This is a genomic window from Thalassococcus halodurans, from assembly GCF_900108225.1.
GTDB lineage: Bacteria > Pseudomonadota > Alphaproteobacteria > Rhodobacterales > Rhodobacteraceae > Thalassococcus > Thalassococcus halodurans.
Genome location: NZ_FNUZ01000001.1, coordinates 247,066 through 266,599, shown reverse-complemented (window position 1 = coordinate 266,599; position 19,534 = coordinate 247,066). Strand labels below are relative to the sequence as shown.

The following is a 19,534-nucleotide window of genomic DNA, read 5'->3' as shown; positions in this document are numbered from 1 at the left end:
GCTGGCAGTCAAACAGCTTTCCGCCAAGAACGGCCGCACTAAGGTATAGGCGAAACAGACCAGAACTATGGCAGTGACAGACATCCAAGCCGGCACACACGCAAAAAAACGCGAATGGCTGAATCCGTGGTCCATCGGTGCGATCGCCATTGCGGCAATCGTACTATTGCCGATCCTGAGCGTCGTGTTTCTTGCGATGTTTCCCAAGGAAAACATCTGGCCGCATCTGATTTCGACAACACTGCCCCGCTATCTGACAACGACAGGCGTGTTGATGTCGGGCGTGGGGTTGATGACGGCCTGCATGGGCACGGGTGCTGCATGGATGGTGACCCGCTACGAGTTTCCCTTGCGCAAGTGGTTGCAATGGCTGCTTCTTTTGCCATTGGCGATTCCTGCATACGTTGGTGCCTATGCACTGGTGGATCTTCTGGAATATGCCGGACCGGTGCAAAGCGCGTTGCGGTCATTGTTCGGATGGCAATCAGCCCGCGACTACTGGTTCCCTGAAATCCGGTCGATGGGCGCGGCTATTCTAGTGCTGTCGGCCTCGCTGTATCCCTATGTTTACCTGCTGACGCGCGCTGCGTTCCGCGAACAATCCGGCAGCGCCGAGGAAGTGGCGCGCAGCCTTGGGGCAGGGCCGTTCAAACGGTTCCTGCGTGTGGGGCTGCCATTGGCGCGTCCTGCCATTGCGGCAGGTGTCGCCGTGGTGATGATGGAAACGGTCAATGATTTCGGCACGGTGGACTATTTCGCGGTCCAGACGCTGACCACCGGTATCTTCTCGGTCTGGCTGCAGTCGGGCAACGCTGGCGGGGCCGCGCAGATTGCGTGTGTTGTACTTGCGTTGATCGTGATCCTTGTCACCTTAGAGCGCTATTCACGTCGCAGAATGCGCTTCTTTAACCTGTCGACCCGCCACCGCCCGCCCGAGCATGTGAAACTGCGCGGGTTTCCTGCGTTGTTTGCAACGGTCGCCTGTACCATTCCGTTCCTGATGGGCTTTGTGCTGCCTGCGGGGGTGATCCTGAAACACGCCCTGGCCAACGCCGAGGAATGGGCCGACCCCAAGCTGTTCAGCGCGACGGCCAATACCCTTACCGTGGGCGGCATTGCCGCTGTGCTGACGGTTCTAGGCGGTGTGTTTATGGTTTACGGCGTGCGCATCAGCCGCCGCACCTTGCCCCGCCTTTTGATGCCAGTGACCAGCATTGGTTACGCCGCACCGGGCGCGGTTCTAGGTGTAGGCATTCTGATTCCGCTGGCAGTGCTGGATCACGGGTTGGCGGATTTGGTCGAAAACACTACAGGCGTTGATATCGGCTTGGTGCTGACCGGATCGGCCTTTGCGCTGGTTCTGGCCTATACCGTGCGCTTCTTTGCTATCGCCCAAGGCGCCGCGGATGCAGCCATGGGGCGGGTTTCACCGAACCTGTCGCTTGCGGCACGGTCCTTGGGTAAGGACCAAGGCCAGACCCTGCGCTTGGTCTATTTCCCCATGATGCGCGCCTCGATCGCGTCGGCGTTGCTGCTGGTGTTCGTGGACAGCGTTAAGGAGCTGCCCGCAACCTTGCTGCTGCGTCCGTTCAACTATGAAACGTTGGCGACCCGCGTGCATGAGCAGGCCAGCCTTGAAAACCTCGGCGGCGCGGCTCCGGCTGCAGTTCTGGTGATTTTGGTGGGTCTTTGTGCTGTGGCGCTTTTGGCGCGCGCGAACCGCTAGGGGCTAGCGCACCACCATTTCGTCAGCGCGGATCAGGCCCAGAACATCGCGGGCCTGTTCGTCCAACAGATCAAGATCAAGATAGTCGTCCGACAACCGGCGCGTCAGGTTTTCCATGCTGGACACTTCGGCGTTCAGGGCTGCCAGTTCCTGCTCCAGCTTCTGCGCATCCACTTCGATTTCCGCACGACGAAACAGGCCGTAGTCGCCTTGGACGGCGGCAAACGTGAAGTACGCGCCAATGCTGATCGCGCCTGCAAAATAGACAAGCGCCCCAAGCGCGGGACGGTTTTTGGAGTAGGTCATGCTCTGCCTCATTGCGCCTTTTGCGGCGCTTTGGCGTGAGTATGCCAAAAAAAAGCGGGGATGTGAATCCCCGCCGTTCAAATTCGATTCGTTTGGATTAACCGAGGGCCGCAACACCCGGCAAAACCTTGCCTTCCATCCATTCAAGGAAGGCACCGCCAGCGGTCGAGATATAGGTGAAATCCTTGGCTGCATCGGCCTTGTTCAGGGCCGCAACCGTGTCACCGCCACCTGCGACAGACACCAGTTTGCCAGCGCGCGACAGGGCCGCAGCATGGGCCGCAGCTGCGTTTGTGGCTGTGTCGAAGGGCGCGATTTCAAAGGCCCCCAGCGGACCGTTCCAGATCAGCGTTTTGGCGTTGTCCAAAGCGGCAGTGATCTTGGCCACGGCATCGGGGCCCGCATCAAGGATCATCGCATCAGCGGGGCAGGCGTCATTGACAACGGTTTCGTTGTCTGCGCCTGCTTTGAATTCACGCGCGACGACAACATCGCTGGGCAGCAGGATTTCGCAGTTCAGGCCGCTGGCCTTTTCCATGATCTCTTTCGCGGTGCCGGTCATGTCGTGTTCGCACAGCGATTTGCCCACATCGATGCCTTTGGCCGCAAGGAACGTGTTCGCCATGCCGCCGCCGATCACCAGCACGTCGACCTTTTCGATCAGGTTCGACAGTAGATCCAGCTTGGTCGACACTTTCGCGCCACCCACAACGGCGACCACGGGGCGTTCGGGGGCACCAAGGGCCGCTTCCAACGCCGAAAGCTCGGCCTGCATCAGGCGACCGGCACAAGCGGGTAGCAGTTTGGCCAGACCTTCGGTGGAGGCATGGGCGCGGTGTGCGGCCGAGAACGCATCGTTGCAGTACACATCGCCAAGTGCCGCCATTTCATTGGCCAACTCGGGATCATTCTTTTCCTCGCCTGCATGGAAGCGGGTGTTTTCCAGCAGTACAACCTGACCGGCTTGCGCGGCTGCAATTGCTGCTTCGGCCGCAGGGCCACGGCTATCGGCGACAAAGATCACGTCTTTGCCGATCGCCTGTTCCAGCGCGGGTACCAATTGCTGCAGGCTCATTTTGGTAACGACTTTGCCTTTGGGGCGGCCAAAGTGGGCCAGAAGGACAGGAACGCCACCTTTTCCGATGATGTCCTGTACCGTGGGCACAATCCGTTCGATCCGTGTAGCGTCCGTCACGCGCCCGTCCTCGACCGGTACGTTGATGTCCACGCGCGTCAGAACGCGCTTCCCGTCAAGGTCCATATCGTCGAGTGTTTTCCAGGCCATGTCGATCTCCTCAGATTTGTCGCAGGTTTGGCGGTTTGGTCCACGAAGGTCAATGCGCCTCACTTGTGAAGACCGCGTGACAGGGCTACGTAGGGAAGAAATTTGCCAAGGGAGCAAGACATGGCCGACTACAAGGACCCCGAAAACACAATCCTGATGGAGCTGAAAGACGGTACCGTCGTTATCGAGCTTCTGCCCGACGTTGCGCCGGAGCACAGTGCGCGCATGAAAGAACTGGCGCGTTCCGGTCAGTACGACAACGTGGCCTTCCACCGCGTGATCGACGGTTTCATGGCGCAGACAGGCGACGTGGCCAACGGCAACATGGAAAAGGATTTCAACCTGCGTATGGCGGGTACTGGTGGTTCCGATCTGCCGAACCTACCTGCTGAATTCTCCAAACTGCCCCACGACCGTGGCACACTGGGCGCGGCACGTAGCCAGAACCCGAACTCGGCCAATTCGCAGTTCTTCATCAACTTCAAGGACAACCACTTCCTGAACGGTCAGTATACCGTTTACGGTCGCGTTGTGTCCGGCATGGAGCACGTCGATGCCATCACTCGTGGCGAGCCGCCTGCATCCCCCGACCGCATGATCAGCGTCAAGGTTGCTGCAGATGTATAAGCTGGCAGCTCTTCTGAGCCTTCTGGCGGTACCTGCGGGTGCCACAGGGCTTGAGATTGACGTCACAGGCGAAGCCAACGGCACAATCGTTATCGACCTGTTCGAAGACGTTGCACCGAACCACGTTGAACAGATCACTGCGCTGGCATCCGAGGGTGCCTATAACGATGTGGTGTTTCACCGTGTGATCGACGGCTTCATGGCGCAAACAGGCGACGTTGAATTCGGCAAGCCGGGCAATGACATGCGCATGGCGGGTACAGGCGGATCAAACCGCCCCGATCTTCAGGCAGAGTTTTCTGACCTGAACTTCGAACGTGGCGTGATCGGCATGGCCCGCGCGCGTAGCCCGCATTCCGCGAACTCGCAGTTCTTCATCATGTTCGCCCCTGCGCCGCACCTGAACGGCCAGTACACCATCGTTGGTCAGGTGACCGACGGCATGGATGTGGTCGATGCGATCAAAAAGGGCGCTGGCCCGAACGGTGCTGTGATCGGTGAACCTGATCGCATGTCCGCGGTCCGTGTGACTGAATAAGCTTTCGTTAAATCGAACCTGAAAAGGGCGGGGGTTTTCCCGCCCTTTTTGTTTGGCCATTGATCACCGCTGCTTCAACTTTCCGTTGGTTCACTTGAGCGAATCCGCCGCTGTGCAATGCTTAAGGCAGCTTTGCGCAGGAGGACGCAGGATGCGGTGGGTATTTGTCTGGCTTTTGTGGTGCGGCGCGGCCTTGGCCGATCCGTCATTCTGGAAACACGAATGGCCTGAAACGGATTTCAAAAAAAACAGCGTCAGTAGTTGGGCCAATATCCTGTCAGGCGGCCCCGGTAAGGATGGCATTCCTGCTTTGGACGATCCGCATTGGGTGGAGGTAGGCCAGAAACAGGGGCTGGAACCGCGCGAACCGGTGATCACGCTGGCCCCCGAAGGCGCGCGCGCCCGTGCCTATCCCCTGCGTTATTTGATGTGGCACGAGATCGTAAATGACAGCGTCGGTGGCGTGCCTGTGGCGGTTACCTATTGCCCGCTTTGCAATTCTGCCATCGTGTTTGACCGTCGTGTGGCTGGGCAGGTTCTGAGTTTTGGCGTCACGGGCAAGCTGCGCAACTCGGACATGGTCATGTACGACCGCGAAACGCAAAGCTGGTGGCAGCAGGCCTTGGGGCAGGGGATTGTTGGTGATCTTACCGGCACCACGCTGAACACCTTGCCCAGCTGGATGGAAAGCTGGGAAGCTTTTCAAGCCGCGCATCCAGACGGGCTGGTGATGGCCGAGCCCGCGTTTCCCAGATCCTACGGCACCAATCCCTATCGCCGCTACGACACCTCTCAGCGTCCGTTCCTGTATTCGGGCGATCCGCCGCCACATGGCATTCCTGCGTTAGAACGCGTGGTTAGGGTGGGCGACAGGGCTTGGCCGATGTCGCGTTTGGCGCAAGAGGGCACGATCACCGAGGCTGGCATCACACTGATCTGGGCAGACACGCAGGCCTCGGCCCTAGACACAGATTTGATCGGCAAGGGCCGCGATGTCGGCGCGATCCGTGTCAAAAATGAAAAAGGCAAAGACATCGCACATGACGTGCTGTTTGCCTTTGCCTTTCATGCATTCTGGCCCAAAGGCCAGTGGATGCTGGATTAGGACAGCTTGACCAATGCGTGGCGCTTTTTGCCTGCGCTCAGCTTAACGGGCGACGACAGCGCCGCTGCGTCCAGCATCAGCCCTGCGTTGGTCAGCGGTTCGTCGTCGATCTTGGCACCGTTTTCCGCGATCAGACGCTTGGCGTCTTTGCCGGATTTGGCCAGACCGGATTTGACCAGGACCTGAACAATTGAGATGCCATCGCCCAGTTCATCCGCAGTCAGTTCAAGCGTCGGCAGGTCATCACCAACACCGCCTTTTTCAAACACTTCGCGCGCGGTGGCTTCGGCAGCGGCTGCAGCCTCGGCACCGTGGCAAAGCGTTGTAACTTCATTCGCAAGCACGATCTTTGCGTCGTTGATCTCGGATCCTGCCAGCGCGCCAAGGCGTTCGCATTCGTCCAGAGGAAGCTCTGTATAAAGCTTCAGGAAACGGCCAACATCGGCGTCGGTTGTGTTCCGCCAGAACTGCCAGAATTCATAGGGTGAGCGCATATCGGCGTTCAGCCAGACGGCGCCGTCCTGCGATTTGCCCATCTTTTTGCCGTCAGAGGTGGTCAGCAGCGGCGACGTCAGGCCGAAAATCTGCTGATCGATCACGCGGCGCGTCAGGTCGATCCCGTTAACGATGTTGCCCCACTGGTCCGACCCGCCGAACTGCACCAGACAGCCGTAGCGACGGTTCAGTTCAAGGAAGTCATAGGCCTGCAGGATCATGTAGTTGAATTCGAGAAACGACAGCGACTGTTCGCGGTCCAGACGCGATTTCACCGATTCAAACGACAGCATGCGGTTGACGCTGAAATGCCGCCCGATATCCCGCAGGAATTCGAGGTAGTTCAGATCGTCCAGCCATTCCGCGTTGTTCAGCATCAACGCGCCTGTGGGGCCGTCGTCGTAGCTGATGTATTTCGCAAACACCTGCTTGATGCCGTCGATGTTGCTATCGATCTGTTCGGGCGTCAGAAGCGGGCGCTCATCTGCGCGGAAGGACGGATCGCCGACCTTGGTCGTGCCGCCACCCATGAGCGTGATCGGCTTGTGGCCGGTCTTTTGCAGCCATCGCAGCATCATGATCTGGATCAGGCTGCCCACATGCAGTGATTTGGCTGTGGCGTCAAAGCCGATATAGCCTGGCACCACCCCAGCAACCAAAGCGTCATCAAGGCCTTGATAATCCGTGCAATCGGCCAGAAAGCCGCGCTCCATCATGACGCGCATGAAGTCGGATTTGGGATGGTAGGTCATCGTATTTCCCCGTTATAGTTCGCAGCATCGTATAAGACCGGGGCGCGCTAAGGTGAAGGGTAAGTTGCAACAAGAACCGATATGGGCTTTGGGGGCCATGTCGGGCACCTCTTTGGACGGTGTCGATGCGGCGATGATCCTGACAGACGGGGATCAGATTTTCGAATTCGGCGATACCGATTATCGCGCTTACAGCGACGCGGAACGGCATGTTCTGAAAGATGCGCTGGGCAAGTGGCCCGAGGACGACACCCAAGCTGCGCTGGACGTGATCCAGACAGCACATACTGAGGTTCTGGCCGGTTTTGACGGCGCTCAGATCGTGGGGTTTCATGGTCAGACGCTGGCCCATGATCCGCGCGGGCGTGGGACGCATCAGATCGGTGACGGCGCTGCGTTGGCCGAGGCGCTGGGCGTCACCACGGTTTGGGACTTTCGCTCAACTGACGTGGAACTTGGCGGCGAAGGCGCGCCACTCGCCCCGTATTTCCATTTTGCCTGTGCGAAATGGATCAAGGCCACTGCACCTGTCGCATTTCTGAACCTTGGGGGCGTGGGCAATCTGACGTGGGTGGACCCCAACCTGATGAAACCGGACGCCGAAGGGGCTTGTCTGGCTTTTGATACCGGCCCTGCGAACGCCCCGATCAATGATCTGATGATGGAGCGGCGTGGACTGCCCTACGACAAGGACGGCGCATTGGCGTCTAAGGGCAAAGTCGTCGATGGCGCGCTAGAGCTGTTTCTTGAGGAACCCTATTTCCGTCGCATGCCGCCCAAGTCCTTGGATCGCGATGATTTTAGCTTGATGCTGGACCTGGTCCGAGAACTGAATGATGCGGATGCAGCGGCCACCATGACCGCCATGTCTGCCGCCGCCGTGATGCAGGCGATGGAACATTGCCCGACGCTGCCAGAGCGTTTGCTGGTCACCGGAGGCGGTCGGCATAACCCTGTGATGATGGCGATGCTACGGGCTGGTCTGGATTGCGATGTGCTGCCGGTCGAGGATGTGGGTCTGAACGGTGACATGCTTGAGGCGCAGGCATTCGGCTACCTTGCCGTGCGTGTTCTGCGCGGGTTACCCACGTCCGGGCCATCGACCACAGGCGTGCGCGCCGCTGTTGGCGGCGGCAAGATCAGCAGGGTGTAACCGGCTGGATCAGCCGCCCGTGTGGCTCATGTGGCGGGACACGCGGCCATCGACGGTTTGACGGGAATAGTCAAAGTCGTGGCCCTTGGGCTTCAGCTTGATCGCTGCGCGAATGGCCTCTTCCAACGGGGTGTTGTCGTTGGGATGATTGCGCAGCGCCGCACGCAGATCGGCGTTGTCCTCTTGCCCAAGGCACATGAACAATTCGCCGGTGCAGGTCAAACGCACTCGGTTGCAGCTTTCGCAGAAGTTATGGGTCAGCGGCGTGATAAAGCCGATTTTCTGACCGGTCTCTTCCAGCCGCACATAGCGGGCAGGGCCGCCGGTGCGTTCGGCGAGATCGGTCAGCGTATAGTTTTCGCCCAGACGGGCACGTAGATCGTCCAGTTTCCAATACTGGCCCAGACGGTCTTCGTTTCCGATGTCGCCCATCGGCATGACCTCGATCCACGTCAGGTCCATGTCGCGGCTGGCACACCATTCGGTCAGGGTGAACAACTCTTCTTCGTTGAAACCTTTCAGCGCGACGGTATTGATCTTGATCCGCAGACCGGCCTTTTGAGCCGCGTCGATGCCTTTCAGCACCTGATCCAGTTTGCCCCATCGCGTGATGTCCGCGAACTTCTTGTCGTCCAGCGTATCCAGCGACACATTCACGCGGCGGACGCCTGCGGAATACAGATCATCGGCGAATTTCGCCAACTGCGACCCGTTTGTGGTCAGCGTCAGTTCCTTCAGCGCGCCTGATTCTAGGTGCCGCGTCATGTTGTGGAAGAACGACATGATGTTGCGACGCACCAAGGGTTCGCCACCCGTGATGCGCAACTTCTCGACCCCGAGATTGACGAAGGTCGAACACATACGGTCCAGTTCTTCTAGCGTCAGAAGCTCTTTCTTAGGCAGAAACTGCATGTTTTCGGACATGCAGTACACACAGCGGAAGTCACACCTGTCGGTCACAGAGACACGCAGATAGCTGATCGGGCGATGAAATGGATCGACGAGTGGCGTTATCATGCCGATCAACCTAGTAATTCCTGCAAGCTCGGGCAAGTATTGCTGCAAACCTGATCACAGGACAAAGGTCTTATCATGCGTAACTCTTTCGTTTGTTTGCTTCTGGCACTTCCTATTGCTGGATGTGGCACTGGCCCGTTCCAAGTCAAACCGCCACTGGAAAACACCGAAGCGGCCCAGCCTGCTGTCGCGGTCGAACCTTCCGAGGAAACCGTGGAAGAAGTGCGGTCTGCTGTACGCCCGCCGCAAAATGCGCGTACGGTCGAAGAGTTCGACACAACCACAGCCGAAGAACGTGTCGAGGCCGCTGCCCCAGCGACTGGCGGACGTTCTTTGGGCACAACGATCGCATCTCTCGGGGACCCCACCAAGGCAGGCTTCTGGCTGGAAACGCCTTTGGTGGATGCCCCCGCAAAGGGACGTGTTGTGTTCCCGGGCTCCGGCAAATCCGCTCAGGTCGATTTGATCCCGATTGACGCGCCTGATGGTGCTGGCAGCCGAATTTCGCTGGCGGCCATGCGCCTGATCGAAGCGCCGCTGACCGATTTGCCGACCATCGAGGTCTACATCGAAGGGTAATCAGGGCAGGTGGCGCGCGGCCTCTTTGCGGGCAAAGGGTTTAAGCGCGTCGCCATGTTCCGTTAGCCAATCGTGCACCTGTTCCGGTGCATGGCGTGACAAATCACGCAGCCACCATGCGATGGCTTTCTGAACGAACCATTCGGGATCACTGGCAAGATCAACGGCCCAGCCAAGAATGCGCTTTCGTGCGGCTATCTCGGTCTCGCTCGGGTGGCGGGATTTTCCGAAGGGCAGGGTAAAGACGAACGCCGCGCGGCGCGTCCACATGTGATCGCTTTTGGTCCATGCGTCGATCTGGTCCAGCCGTTCGGGATGCGCAGTCAAACGTCGCCCACCGGCAGACGCCACATGATCGGCAATGGCCCAGGAATCGAACTCAGGCACCCAACTGACAATCAGATCCCAAACCTGGCCATCATCCTTGATCCGCGCTTGCGTCAGCAGTTTTGCGGCCGTGACCCGAGCTTCGAAAATATCACTCGCCCACAAATCCCCGGCCAACGCCACTCGCGCATCGAGGGGCAGACCGCGCCGCCAAATCGTGGACAAGTCATTCAGAACCGGATTGGGCACGCCAAGGTAGGGCCGATCCACTTTGTGATATGCGGCCATCTCTTCGGCGCGCCCTTCGACAACGTGTTCACGAAGCGCGTTGATCGCATCTTCTTCGTTCTCGGGAAGGGACACGTTTTCAAGATCGTTCATGGCTTGCAGCGCGCCTTTGATGGCTGGCCCTTCGCGGGCCAGCTGGATGCTTATTCAACCGTCACAGATTTTGCGAGGTTGCGCGGTTGGTCCACATCGGTGCCTTTGGCAACTGCGGCATGATAGGCGATCAGCTGGGCGGGCAAGGCATACAGAAGCGGGGCGACCACTTCGTCGACCTCGGGCAGGATGATGGTTTTCCACGTGTCGCTTCCGGCCTGCTGGGCACCTGCTGCATCGGTCACAAGAACCACCTTGCCACCGCGCGCCATGACCTCTTGCATGTTCGACACGGTTTTATCGAACAGGGAATCACGAGGCGCGAAGACGATGACTGGAACGGATTTATCGATCAGCGCGATGGGGCCGTGCTTGAGTTCACCTGATGCATAAGCTTCGGCGTGTATATAGCTGATTTCTTTTAGTTTAAGTGCGCCCTCAAGTGCGAGGGGATACATTAATCCACGACCCAAGAACAGCACGTCACGGGCTTCGGCGATTTGGGCCGATGCTGTTTCAATCACGCTGTCACGGTCCAGCGCGACGTTGAAAATACCGGGCAATGCGCGCATCGTTTCCAGCAGTTTGGCGCGTGATCCCTGATCAAGCTCGCCCTTGTCTGTGGCCGCTTTGATCGCCAGCAAAAGAAGAACGTTCAGCTGGCATGTGAAGGCCTTGGTCGAGGCAACGCCCACTTCAACGCCGGCATGGATCGGCAGCGCCACGTCGCTTTCCCGCGCGATCGAGCTTTCGGCAACGTTGACCACGGACAGGATGCGATCCGCTTTACCTGCGCAGTAGCGCAGCGCGGCCAGCGTGTCGGCTGTTTCGCCGGACTGGCTGACAAAGATCGCTGTGGTGCCTTTGGCGATGGGCGGTTCGCGGTAGCGGAACTCGGACGCGATATCGACCTCAACCGGAATGCGGGCCAGTTTTTCAAGCCAGTACTTGGCTGTCAGGCAGGCGTAGAACGCTGTGCCGCACGCGACCAGAGTGATGCCGGTTGTGTCCGTGAAATCCAGATCGGCGATGGGGCCGGAAATGCTGTCCTGATCCACATAGCGGTTCAGGGCGTCTGCCAGAACAGCAGGCTGTTCGGCGATTTCCTTAGCCATGAAGTGTTTGTAGCCGGATTTGTCGATGCGTGTCGCGTCGACCTGAATGGTGCGCAGTTCGCGGTTCACCAAAGTGCCCGCTTCGTTGTAAATATCAGCGCCTTGGCGGGTCAGGATCGCGCGGTCGCCTTCCTCGAGATAGGTGATGCGATTGGTCATCGGGGCCAGCGCGATGGCGTCGGAGCCCACAAACATTTCGCCGTCACCGTGCCCGATAGCCAGCGGGCTGCCTTTGCGTGCCGCAACCATGAGATCGTCTTCGCCTTCGAACAGGAAAGCGAGGGCAAAGGCACCTTCCAGACGCGACAGCGTTTTTTCAGCCGCTTGAACGTGGTTCATGCCTTGCTTGATGTAATGCTCGGTCAGCAGGGCAACGGTTTCCGTGTCGGTTTCGGTGGCAAACTGGCAGCCATGCTGAGCCAGCTCTTCGCGAAGTTCACGGTAGTTTTCGATGATCCCGTTGTGAACAACGGCCACAGGGCCGGCGCGGTGGGGGTGTGCGTTCTTGGTAGACGGCGCGCCATGGGTTGCCCAGCGTGTGTGTCCAATGCCGGACTTGCCTGCTAGCGGCTCATGAACCAGCAAATCGGACAGGTTGACCAGTTTGCCGACAGCGCGACGGCGGTCCAAAGTTCCGCCGTTCACGGTGGCGATACCAGCACTGTCGTAGCCGCGATATTCAAGCCGGCGAAGCGCTTCTACCAGAATAGGCGCAACTTCATGGTTTCCGAGAACCCCCACAATTCCACACATTATGACTTATCCTTTTGGGATTTAGCCTTCTTGGCCTTTAAAATATCGAACATTTTTGTCGCGCGGCCCTCTTTGTTGTCCTGAGGGGCCCGCGCCAGCGCCATTGCACCGTCCGGGACGCTTTTAGTGATCACCGAACCACTACCTGTCAGGGCGCCGACGCCGATTTTAACGGGGGCCACCAACATGGTGTTTGAGCCGATGAACGCGCCTGCGCCAATTTCGGTTTTATGCTTGAAGAAACCATCGTAGTTGCAGGTGATCGTACCTGCTCCGATGTTCGATCCCGCACCAACATGGGCGTCACCGATGTAGGACAGGTGGTTTACCTTGGCACCTTCGTCGATCTGGGCGTTCTTGACCTCGACGAAGTTGCCGATGCGTACATCTTCGGCCAGTTCCGCGCCGGGGCGCAAGCGAGCATAGGGGCCGACCACGGACCCGCGGGACACGTGGCACCCTTCCAGATGCGAAAACGCGCGGATTTGCGCATTGCTTTCGATGGTCACGCCGGGGCCGAAGACAACATTCGGCTCGATCTCGGCATCGCGGCCAATCACCGTGTCGAACGACAGATAGACTGTGTCAGGGGCCTGCATGTAAACGCCATCCTCGATCAGATCGGCGCGGGCTTTGGTTTGGAAAATCTTTTCAGCGACAGCCAGTTCTGCGCGCGAGTTGATGCCCAGCGTTTCGGCTTCATCGCAGGTTACGGCGGTGGCCGACATGCCTTTGTCGCGGGCGATGCCGACGATATCAGGCAGATAGTATTCGCCAGATGCGTTGTCGTTGTTCACCTGATCAAGCAGGTCAAACAGCATCGGGGCGGACGCACAGAGAACGCCGGAATTGCACAGGGTAATCGCGCGTTCTTCGTCGCTGGCGTCTTTGAATTCGACGATCCGAAGAAGCGTATCTCCTTCGGTGACCAGACGGCCGTATTTGGCCGGGTCAGCTGCGTTAAAGCCCAGCACAACCACGTCATGCTTGGCGCGCGCTTCGGCCATACGTTCCAATGTGTCCTGACTGATGAAGGGGGTATCGCCGAACATAACGATCGCATCGCCTTCGAAACCGGCCAGCGCATCGCGCGCCTGCATGGCCGCGTGGCCGGTGCCAAGCTGCTCATCCTGCAGAACGATTGTCGCCTCGGGATCGTAGTCTTGCGCGGCTTTGGTCACCAGATCAGCACCATGGCCAGCAACCACCACCACTTTCTCCGGCTCGAGGCTGTTGCCCGCCTTCATGACATGGGCCAGCATCGGCGCGCCTGCGATCTTGTGCAGTACCTTGGGAAGGTCCGATTCCATGCGTGTGCCTTTGCCGGCCGCAAGGATGATCAGAGCAATATTCATCAGATAAACTCTTTGTCTTTAGGTCGCGGTCGTTTTAACCGTTTCAGCCATGGGAACAAGTCGTGTCCGCTCACGGAACGTGACAGGCTGTGACATATGGAGAATGCGGAATGCGAACGGTGATTTTCGATCTGGACGGCACTTTGGCCGACACAAGTGCAGACCTGATTGCGGCTGCCAATCACTGTTTCATCGAAATGGGTGTGGGCCCGCAATTGGATGCGGTGGGCGATGCTGAAACCGCGTTTCACGGAGCACGCGCAATGCTGCGCCTCGGTCTGTCGCGCATGGGCGATGTGGACGAGGCCGTGATTGACAAGTGGTATCCCGCGCTTCTGGATGCGTATGACGACAATATCTCGGTTCACACATCGCTTTATCCGGGGGCAATCGAAGCGGTGGAATCGTTGAAATCTGACGGCTTTGCGGTGGGTATCTGCACGAACAAACCGTCAGGCCTTGCTGAGAAGTTGCTGAACAATCTGAAAATACGCGATATTTTCGGCTCGATGATTGGCGCGGATACCCTGCCGGTGCGCAAACCCGACCCGCGTCCGTTCTTTGCGGCGGTTGATGGCGTGGGCGGCAATCGCGCGCAATCTTTGTTGGTCGGCGACACGAACACCGACCGTGAGACATCCCGCAACGCAGGGGTGCCCTCGGTGCTCGTTGCGTTCGGTCCGGCAGGCGATACGGTTGCCACGCTTAAGCCCGAAGCGATTATCGAACACTTTGATGAGCTTTTGGGCGTGTCACGCCGCCTTTTGGCTGATTGACGGATGCAGGCGCACGTCGCACCAATGGGTCATGGAAAAGCGTTTTAACGGAAACTTCACCCAACAAGAGCCGATCCCCGAAGAGGGGATAGATGCAGCCCTTGCTGTTTTGCGCTCTGGGCGTCTGCATCGCTACAATACGGTCGATGGCGAGGTCGGGGAAACCGCGCTGCTTGAGCAAGAATTCGCTGAGATGGTGGGGGCAAAGTACTGTCTGGCCGTCGCATCGGGGGGATATGCGATCGCAACGGCCTTGCGCGCAGTCGGCGTTCTAAGTGGTGATACCGTTCTCTCCAATGCTTTCACCCTAGCGCCAGTGCCTGGCGCGATTTTCAGTGTCGGGGCCGTGCCGATCTATGTGGGCGTGACGCAGGATCTGACCATTGATCTGGACGATCTGAAATCCAAACTGCCACAGGCTCGCTTTCTGTTGCTCAGCCACATGCGCGGGCACATCTGCGATATGGACCGGTTGATGGACATGTGCCGAGAGGCCTCTGTCACCGTGATCGAGGATTGCGCCCATACGATGGGGGCTTCGTTCCGCGGTGTGCCGTCCGGACGTCACGGTGCCGTCGCTTGTTATTCGACGCAAACGTATAAGCACGCCAATTCAGGCGAGGGCGGGCTGCTGGTAAGCGATGATCCCGAAATCGCGGCGCGCGCAATTCTGATGTCCGGCTCTTACATGATGCATGGGCGCCATATCGCGGCACCGCCACCCGAAGTGTTCGAGCGACTGAAGTATGTGACGCCCAACATCTCGGGGCGGATGGATAATCTGCGCGCTGCAATACTTCGCCCTCAGCTGCGTGATTTGCCTGAGCGGGTCGAGCGCTGGAATGTGCTTTATCATGTGATGGAGCACGCTTTGGCCAATGCACCACAGGTTGTGGTGCCTAAACGCCCGCAGGATGAAGCCTATGTCGGGTCGTCCTTTCAGTTTCTGCTACCTGACTTTCCCTCGGATACAATCACAGGTTTTATAAAACGTTGTGAAAATCGCGGTGTTGAGTTAAAGTGGTTCGGAGAGCCGGAGCCAAAAGGTTTCACGTCGCGATACGACTCGTGGCAGTTTACATCCATCGAACGGATGCCTGAAACAGACGATGTTTTAAGGGGGCTTATCGATATGAGGCTTCCGCTGACGTTTTCAAAACGTGATTGTGAACTGATTGCGGAAATCATCTGCCAGGAATTGAACGCTGGGTAAAAAAACGACTTTAGTTCCGCCAATTTCAACTATTTAAAAGCGGCGAAAATCTGAGGAAGAAGCGGACGTATCCGAAAAATGTGCTGGGATGGCTGAGTTTAAATGACGGCCATAGTGCTTTAAGTGTAATTCGCCTCTTGAATATATATTTAAAGTCATTATAACTATCGCCGCTAACTTTCCAATTTTGGATATGCTGGCGTTTTTTAATCTGATTTTCCTACAGTCACTGGGTCGCTCGGGCGCTGGGCGAAACATCAATCTTCCCGTCTTTGGCTGTTAACTGACCGACACGTACCAGTGCCGAGGAGTGCTGACATGGCCAAGATGCAAACATTTCCTGACGATGCAGTCGTCAAAAGCACGCAAATCTCGCGCGAGCAGATCCTTGAATTTGCCATCGGAGGATTGTTTCAGGGTTTGGAAGAGATCGTCGGGTCCGTCGAAGCGAACGGGTATTTTACACTGGTGGGGAAATCTATCGGCGATAAGTTGTATAACATTTATATAGACTCACTCGGGGTTGAGGTGTTATCCAAAAATCAGTTATTTTCAGTGCTTCATTTGCTCAGCTCTCGTATGGAGAATGAATTGGCGGTCGCAAAGGACGAGTCCTTTTTCGAATTCAGCCGAACGTTTAAACCCATCGGTGGTGTTCAGGTCGACAATCGGTATCTGGGCATGCTGGCATGCGGATTGGTTGGCCATATGACTGCTCAGAGTTTGGGGCAAGCGCGTGTTCTGTTGTGCGCTGCTGATGATCAGGGCACTGGCAAGGTCAGGATGCGAGTCTATCTGGACGATCTTGAAGGCGAGGGCCAGATTTTCTACAGGGATGACCCCGATGGATGATCTGCTTGCGGCCCTGATTTCGCTTTTGTCCAAGGATCCAAGCCCAGTCTTTTTGATTGGCCCTGATGCGGAAGTGATTTTTGAGAACCCGGCTGCATCAGACTTGGAATTTGATTTTGAAGATTGGTTGAAAAGCGAAGCGGCGCATAAGTCGCTTTCTTTGGCGCGGAGCGTTTCTGAGCCTATCCCAGTTGCTGTTCATATCGGCGATCAAAACCTTTCCACGCTGATGCACAGGATTTCACTATTTAACGGTCAGGTAGGGGTGCTCATCCGGTTCCGGCAGGATGCATCGGATTTACGTTTCCGCGCCCTGACCGAAAGTACCGAGAAATTGCAGCGCGAAATGGAAAAGCGCCGCGGAATTCAGGCGCGACTTTCCCACGTCTTCAATAACGCCGGTGACGGTGTGCTTCTAGTGACGCCACAAGGTATCGTTGAAGAGGCAAATCCCGCATTCATCGCACTTGTCGACGCGAAAAGCGAAGAGATCGTCGGATGCCACATTCAGAAGTTGTTTGACTTTAACTCGGCGGTACCGGATTTCATTCGGCCGGACGGCAATCTACGCGTGTTCGGCAGAAAGTCGAAAAGTTTTGAGGCAGCCATAAACTCGGCTGATGGGCTGGTGCCGGTCGAGGTTGTCTATTGCCCGCCGACGGGTGACGTGGGTCTGTATGTTCTGACCGTTCGCGACCTGACACTGGGTAAACGCTATGCCGACGCGATAGAGCGTTCCAAGCGCTTGCAAGAGGCCAGTGATCGGGCCAGCGCGGGCGAAAAGGAAAAGATCCGCTTTCTTGCAACGATGTCGCACGAATTGCGCACCCCGATGAACGGAATTTGCGCGGCGATTGAAATGCTGGCAGCCGATAAAACGCTGAGCGGTCCGCAGCAGCGCCTTGTCAAACTGGCGGCAAAGTCTTCGGACGTTGCGCTTCGTCAGATCAACAGTGTTTTGCATTTTCTTAAGGCTGAAGGCGCTGCGCCTGCAGTCGCAGTGCGGGAATTTACTGTCGAGGCGTTGTTGGATGATGTTGTCGAACAGTTCGAGGTTTTGGCAAAGAAGAAAGGCATTGCTTTGATCTCGACTGTGAAGGGGCCAAGCAATTTGACGCTGACAGGAAACTACGAGTTCTTGTTTACGATCCTGCAAAACCTGATTTCGAACGCGATCAAATTCACAGACTACGGGGCTGTCTCGGTGACAGCTGATCTGATGCCTTTGTCAGAGGGGAATATGAACAACCTTTGTCTGCGGGTCTCTGATACGGGCTGTGGCATCAGCGAAGAGCGCTTGCAAAAAATCTTTCAGCCCTTCGAAAGCTCGGCCACTATCCGAGAGGTGCACAGCGGTGTCGGACTTGGCCTTTCGATTGTGGAAAGCCTTGTCGAAAAGCTGGACGGCTTCATGACGGTTCAATCCACGGAAGGGTTGGAAACGACCTTCGAAGTCGCGTTCAAAATTCCGGCGGCGCAGTCCGCGCCGAAACCACGTGCCGAAGCGCCTAAGGAACCCAAGCGGAATTCACAGCTTGCTGGCCTTGATCTAAAGGGCAAAAGCGTTGTGTTCGCTGACGACAACCCGATCAATTGCGACATCATGCGCGAGATTCTGACAAGCTTCGGCGCCGATGTGATCGAAGCGCGGGACGGGGAAAGTGCAATGTATCTTTTGCGGGATTTCACTCCGGATCATGTGCTTCTTGATATCCATATGCCCAATATGAACGGGTATCAGGCGGCGCAGCGTATTCGGAAGCTGCCGCATCTGAAGGACGTCAATATTGTTGGTGTGACGGCCTATGTGGATGACGAAATCATTGAAACCTGTCGCAAGTGCGGGATGAACGCGGTCGTGCAAAAGCCGGTCAAACTGGCTGAACTTGCCGATGCGCTGAACGCCAGAACACCAAATGCGCCGGTCAAGATACCCAATTTCGAGAAATACGTTGATCTGTGCCTTAGGGATATTTCCGAGGCGATCGTCGCAGCCAAAAGCGCATTGAAGAAAAAGGACTTCGGCACCATCGTTGATGTCATCCATCCCGTGCAGGGGGCGGCATCCATGCTGTCTATGGGCAGCCTTGCCGGTGCACTGCGCGATCTTGAGGCGCTTGGCCGGGTGCAAAGCGATCACATCGGCCTTGCGATCGAGGACGTTCAGCTTGAACTTGAAAAGCTCAAGCAGGCAAAGCCGACCGAGGGCGTGATCAAATCCTGATGAAGGGTGGGATCAGTCGCTGGAATACAAAGGAACGGTGGAAATCGAAACCTTGGCCGAACCGTCCGTCAATTCGGCAGCATGGGCGACGTAAATCAGCGTTTGGTTTGCCTCATCCCAAATACGTTTCACTCTAAGCGATTTCAGGATGATCGAGCGGGACTGCCGGAACACGTCTTCGCCGTCTTTATCTCTATCAATGTCGCCGATTGTGATTGGCCCTGTCTGACGGCAGGCGATCGAGGCGTTTGAAGGGTCCTCGAACCAGTTTCCTTTGGAAAGTCGGTCAAACAAGCCGCGTTCAAAATAGGCAATGTGACAGGTGACGCCTTCGACATCAGGATCTGAAATCGCTTCCACGATAATGTCGTTCCCGACCCAGTCCACACCGATTTCACCAATCTGTTCCGCCTGCGCGGCCGTAGATAGACAGGCAACTGCGGCAGCGGTGCAAAGGGATTTCAGGCGGTTCATCGTGCGCTCCTTCAAAACGGGTCATCTTTAGATGGTGGGGCAGGCGGTGTTTCACAAGTCTAATGTGGGTCGCAGTTCTTGACCCGCAGAGTTTGCGGACCTAGCGTTCTGAAACGATGTCGTAAGGATTTCAGAATTCAATGCCCTATCGGCCTTCTAAGACTAAGAGGTTCTGATGCCAAAATGGCTGTGGTTTTTGCCTGTATCCTGCCTGACCCTGACCTTCGGTTACTTCGGATTGAAGCAGGGGCAGCAGATGACTTCGCTTTCTGAGACCGAAGTCATCAATGCCGTTGCGGGAGCCTATGTCGAAAAGACAGGCGGAGATATGACAGATTGCTTTGCCTATCCGTCCGAGAAGGATCGCGAATGGCTTGTGGTGTCCTGCGGGACAAATTGGCTGACAGGAATTGACCGGTTCGGGCGAACGCTGTGGATCGATCACACGCCTGCGCCGGATGCATAATGCATTGGACCGACC

19 protein-coding genes are annotated in these 19,534 nt (G+C 57.1%); 11 read left to right on the top strand and 8 right to left on the bottom strand.

Translation table 11 applies throughout. The features are described 5' to 3' along the window. Positions 1 to 67: 67 nt before the first annotated feature. Entirely contained in the window at positions 68 to 1,726 is a 1,659-nt protein-coding gene (locus tag C4S59_RS01315; protein WP_103908674.1) for an ABC transporter permease, read from the top strand. A 3-nt stretch (positions 1,727 to 1,729) separates the two neighbouring features. Here the strand turns inward: C4S59_RS01315 and C4S59_RS01310 are convergent, their stop codons facing one another. Both C4S59_RS01310 and C4S59_RS01305 read right to left on the bottom strand, forming a co-directional pair. Beyond that, positions 1,730 to 2,032, bottom strand: a complete 303-nt coding sequence (locus C4S59_RS01310; protein WP_103908673.1) for an FtsB family cell division protein — start codon at positions 2,030 to 2,032, stop codon at positions 1,730 to 1,732. Between the two features lie 97 nt (positions 2,033 to 2,129). Next, positions 2,130 to 3,317 carry a phosphoglycerate kinase gene (locus C4S59_RS01305; protein WP_103908672.1) on the bottom strand — a complete coding sequence of 396 codons (1,188 nt, stop codon included), beginning with the start codon at positions 3,315 to 3,317 and terminating at the stop codon, positions 2,130 to 2,132. Positions 3,318 to 3,437: 120 nt separating this feature from the next. Between C4S59_RS01305 and C4S59_RS01300 the strand changes: the two genes are divergently transcribed. The 3 genes from C4S59_RS01300 (at position 3,438) to C4S59_RS01290 (ending at position 5,587) form a co-directional block, all read left to right on the top strand. Continuing rightward, a complete protein-coding gene (locus C4S59_RS01300) occupies positions 3,438 to 3,944 on the top strand; it encodes a peptidylprolyl isomerase (RefSeq protein WP_103908671.1) in 507 nt (168 codons plus the stop codon). Beyond that, positions 3,937 to 4,482: a peptidylprolyl isomerase gene (locus C4S59_RS01295; protein WP_103908670.1), complete on the top strand. Its 546-nt coding sequence runs from the start codon at positions 3,937 to 3,939 to the stop codon at positions 4,480 to 4,482. Before C4S59_RS01300 ends, C4S59_RS01295 begins: the two co-directional genes overlap by 8 nt. 151 nt (positions 4,483 to 4,633) lie before the next feature. Next, positions 4,634 to 5,587, top strand: coding sequence for a DUF3179 domain-containing protein (locus C4S59_RS01290; RefSeq protein WP_103908669.1), 954 nt, complete (start codon positions 4,634 to 4,636; stop codon positions 5,585 to 5,587). On the opposite strand, the gene tyrS is transcribed toward C4S59_RS01290, so the two are convergent. After that, on the bottom strand, positions 5,584 to 6,834 hold the full coding sequence (gene tyrS, locus C4S59_RS01285; protein WP_103908668.1) for a tyrosine--tRNA ligase: 1,251 nt from the start codon (positions 6,832 to 6,834) through the stop codon (positions 5,584 to 5,586). The two genes, C4S59_RS01290 and tyrS, sit on opposite strands and share 4 nt — an antisense overlap. A 97-nt stretch (positions 6,835 to 6,931) precedes the next feature. Between tyrS and C4S59_RS01280 the strand changes: the two genes are divergently transcribed. Continuing rightward, positions 6,932 to 7,987 carry an anhydro-N-acetylmuramic acid kinase gene (locus C4S59_RS01280; protein ID WP_234994678.1) on the top strand — a complete coding sequence of 352 codons (1,056 nt, stop codon included), beginning with the start codon at positions 6,932 to 6,934 and terminating at the stop codon, positions 7,985 to 7,987. A 9-nt stretch (positions 7,988 to 7,996) separates the two neighbouring features. Here C4S59_RS01280 and moaA read toward each other — a convergent pair whose 3' ends face one another. Beyond that, positions 7,997 to 9,004, bottom strand: a complete 1,008-nt coding sequence (gene moaA, locus C4S59_RS01275) for a GTP 3',8-cyclase MoaA (RefSeq protein ID WP_103909372.1) — start codon at positions 9,002 to 9,004, stop codon at positions 7,997 to 7,999. Positions 9,005 to 9,079: 75 nt separating this feature from the next. On the opposite strand from moaA, the gene C4S59_RS01270 reads away from it, so the two are divergent. Next, the gene (locus C4S59_RS01270; protein ID WP_103908666.1) at positions 9,080 to 9,583 is read left to right on the top strand and encodes a hypothetical protein; all 504 of its coding nucleotides are present in this window, start codon (positions 9,080 to 9,082) and stop codon (positions 9,581 to 9,583) included. Here the strand turns inward: C4S59_RS01270 and C4S59_RS01265 are convergent, their stop codons facing one another. From C4S59_RS01265 to glmU, 3 genes are read right to left on the bottom strand one after another with little or no spacing between them, the layout of a single operon-like run. After that, entirely contained in the window at positions 9,584 to 10,291 is a 708-nt protein-coding gene (locus tag C4S59_RS01265) for a DNA alkylation repair protein (RefSeq protein WP_103908665.1), read from the bottom strand. It lies immediately after the preceding gene. A gap of 50 nt (positions 10,292 to 10,341) precedes the next feature. Beyond that, positions 10,342 to 12,159: a glutamine--fructose-6-phosphate transaminase (isomerizing) gene (glmS, locus tag C4S59_RS01260; protein ID WP_103908664.1), complete on the bottom strand. Its 1,818-nt coding sequence runs from the start codon at positions 12,157 to 12,159 to the stop codon at positions 10,342 to 10,344. Next, on the bottom strand, positions 12,159 to 13,514 hold the full coding sequence (gene glmU, locus C4S59_RS01255) for a bifunctional UDP-N-acetylglucosamine diphosphorylase/glucosamine-1-phosphate N-acetyltransferase GlmU (RefSeq protein ID WP_103908663.1): 1,356 nt from the start codon (positions 13,512 to 13,514) through the stop codon (positions 12,159 to 12,161). Before glmU ends, glmS begins: the two co-directional genes overlap by 1 nt. Positions 13,515 to 13,624: 110 nt before the next feature. On the opposite strand from glmU, the gene C4S59_RS01250 reads away from it, so the two are divergent. The 4 genes from C4S59_RS01250 to C4S59_RS01235 all read left to right on the top strand — a co-directional run bounded on the left by C4S59_RS01250 (position 13,625) and on the right by C4S59_RS01235 (position 18,579). Next, entirely contained in the window at positions 13,625 to 14,290 is a 666-nt protein-coding gene (locus C4S59_RS01250; protein ID WP_103908662.1) for an HAD-IA family hydrolase, read from the top strand. Between the two features lie 31 nt (positions 14,291 to 14,321). After that, positions 14,322 to 15,503 (top strand): DegT/DnrJ/EryC1/StrS family aminotransferase, encoded by a 1,182-nt coding sequence (locus tag C4S59_RS01245; RefSeq protein WP_103908661.1) that lies wholly within the window; start codon positions 14,322 to 14,324, stop codon positions 15,501 to 15,503. Between the two features lie 318 nt (positions 15,504 to 15,821). Further along, on the top strand, positions 15,822 to 16,355 hold the full coding sequence (locus tag C4S59_RS01240) for a hypothetical protein (protein ID WP_103908660.1): 534 nt from the start codon (positions 15,822 to 15,824) through the stop codon (positions 16,353 to 16,355). Next, a complete protein-coding gene (locus C4S59_RS01235) occupies positions 16,348 to 18,579 on the top strand; it encodes a PAS domain-containing hybrid sensor histidine kinase/response regulator (protein WP_160006713.1) in 2,232 nt (743 codons plus the stop codon). The genes C4S59_RS01240 and C4S59_RS01235 overlap by 8 nt, the downstream gene beginning before the upstream one ends. A 12-nt stretch (positions 18,580 to 18,591) precedes the next feature. On the opposite strand, the gene C4S59_RS01230 is transcribed toward C4S59_RS01235, so the two are convergent. Beyond that, positions 18,592 to 19,053 carry a CreA family protein gene (locus C4S59_RS01230; protein ID WP_103908658.1) on the bottom strand — a complete coding sequence of 154 codons (462 nt, stop codon included), beginning with the start codon at positions 19,051 to 19,053 and terminating at the stop codon, positions 18,592 to 18,594. Between the two features lie 175 nt (positions 19,054 to 19,228). Between C4S59_RS01230 and C4S59_RS01225 the strand changes: the two genes are divergently transcribed. Beyond that, the gene (locus tag C4S59_RS01225; protein WP_103908657.1) at positions 19,229 to 19,519 is read left to right on the top strand and encodes a hypothetical protein; all 291 of its coding nucleotides are present in this window, start codon (positions 19,229 to 19,231) and stop codon (positions 19,517 to 19,519) included. The last annotated feature ends 15 nt before the right edge of the window (positions 19,520 to 19,534 follow it).

Bases quoted from the DNA above. Each gene is read 5' to 3' on its own strand.
- C4S59_RS01315 (WP_103908674.1), top strand. From the start codon at position 68: ATGGCAGTGACAGACATCCAAGCCGGCACACACGCAAAAAAACGCGAA.
- C4S59_RS01310 (WP_103908673.1), bottom strand. From the start codon at position 2,032: ATGACCTACTCCAAAAACCGTCCCGCGCTTGGGGCGCTTGTCTATTTT.
- C4S59_RS01305 (WP_103908672.1), bottom strand. From the start codon at position 3,317: ATGGCCTGGAAAACACTCGACGATATGGACCTTGACGGGAAGCGCGTT.
- C4S59_RS01300 (WP_103908671.1), top strand. From the start codon at position 3,438: ATGGCCGACTACAAGGACCCCGAAAACACAATCCTGATGGAGCTGAAA.
- C4S59_RS01295 (WP_103908670.1), top strand. From the start codon at position 3,937: ATGTATAAGCTGGCAGCTCTTCTGAGCCTTCTGGCGGTACCTGCGGGT.
- C4S59_RS01290 (WP_103908669.1), top strand. From the start codon at position 4,634: ATGCGGTGGGTATTTGTCTGGCTTTTGTGGTGCGGCGCGGCCTTGGCC.
- tyrS (WP_103908668.1), bottom strand. From the start codon at position 6,834: ATGACCTACCATCCCAAATCCGACTTCATGCGCGTCATGATGGAGCGC.
- C4S59_RS01280 (WP_234994678.1), top strand. From the start codon at position 6,932: ATGTCGGGCACCTCTTTGGACGGTGTCGATGCGGCGATGATCCTGACA.
- moaA (WP_103909372.1), bottom strand. From the start codon at position 9,004: ATGATAACGCCACTCGTCGATCCATTTCATCGCCCGATCAGCTATCTG.
- C4S59_RS01270 (WP_103908666.1), top strand. From the start codon at position 9,080: ATGCGTAACTCTTTCGTTTGTTTGCTTCTGGCACTTCCTATTGCTGGA.
- C4S59_RS01265 (WP_103908665.1), bottom strand. From the start codon at position 10,291: ATGAACGATCTTGAAAACGTGTCCCTTCCCGAGAACGAAGAAGATGCG.
- glmS (WP_103908664.1), bottom strand. From the start codon at position 12,159: ATGTGTGGAATTGTGGGGGTTCTCGGAAACCATGAAGTTGCGCCTATT.
- glmU (WP_103908663.1), bottom strand. From the start codon at position 13,514: ATGAATATTGCTCTGATCATCCTTGCGGCCGGCAAAGGCACACGCATG.
- C4S59_RS01250 (WP_103908662.1), top strand. From the start codon at position 13,625: ATGCGAACGGTGATTTTCGATCTGGACGGCACTTTGGCCGACACAAGT.
- C4S59_RS01245 (WP_103908661.1), top strand. From the start codon at position 14,322: ATGGAAAAGCGTTTTAACGGAAACTTCACCCAACAAGAGCCGATCCCC.
- C4S59_RS01240 (WP_103908660.1), top strand. From the start codon at position 15,822: ATGGCCAAGATGCAAACATTTCCTGACGATGCAGTCGTCAAAAGCACG.
- C4S59_RS01235 (WP_160006713.1), top strand. From the start codon at position 16,348: ATGGATGATCTGCTTGCGGCCCTGATTTCGCTTTTGTCCAAGGATCCA.
- C4S59_RS01230 (WP_103908658.1), bottom strand. From the start codon at position 19,053: ATGAACCGCCTGAAATCCCTTTGCACCGCTGCCGCAGTTGCCTGTCTA.
- C4S59_RS01225 (WP_103908657.1), top strand. From the start codon at position 19,229: ATGCCAAAATGGCTGTGGTTTTTGCCTGTATCCTGCCTGACCCTGACC.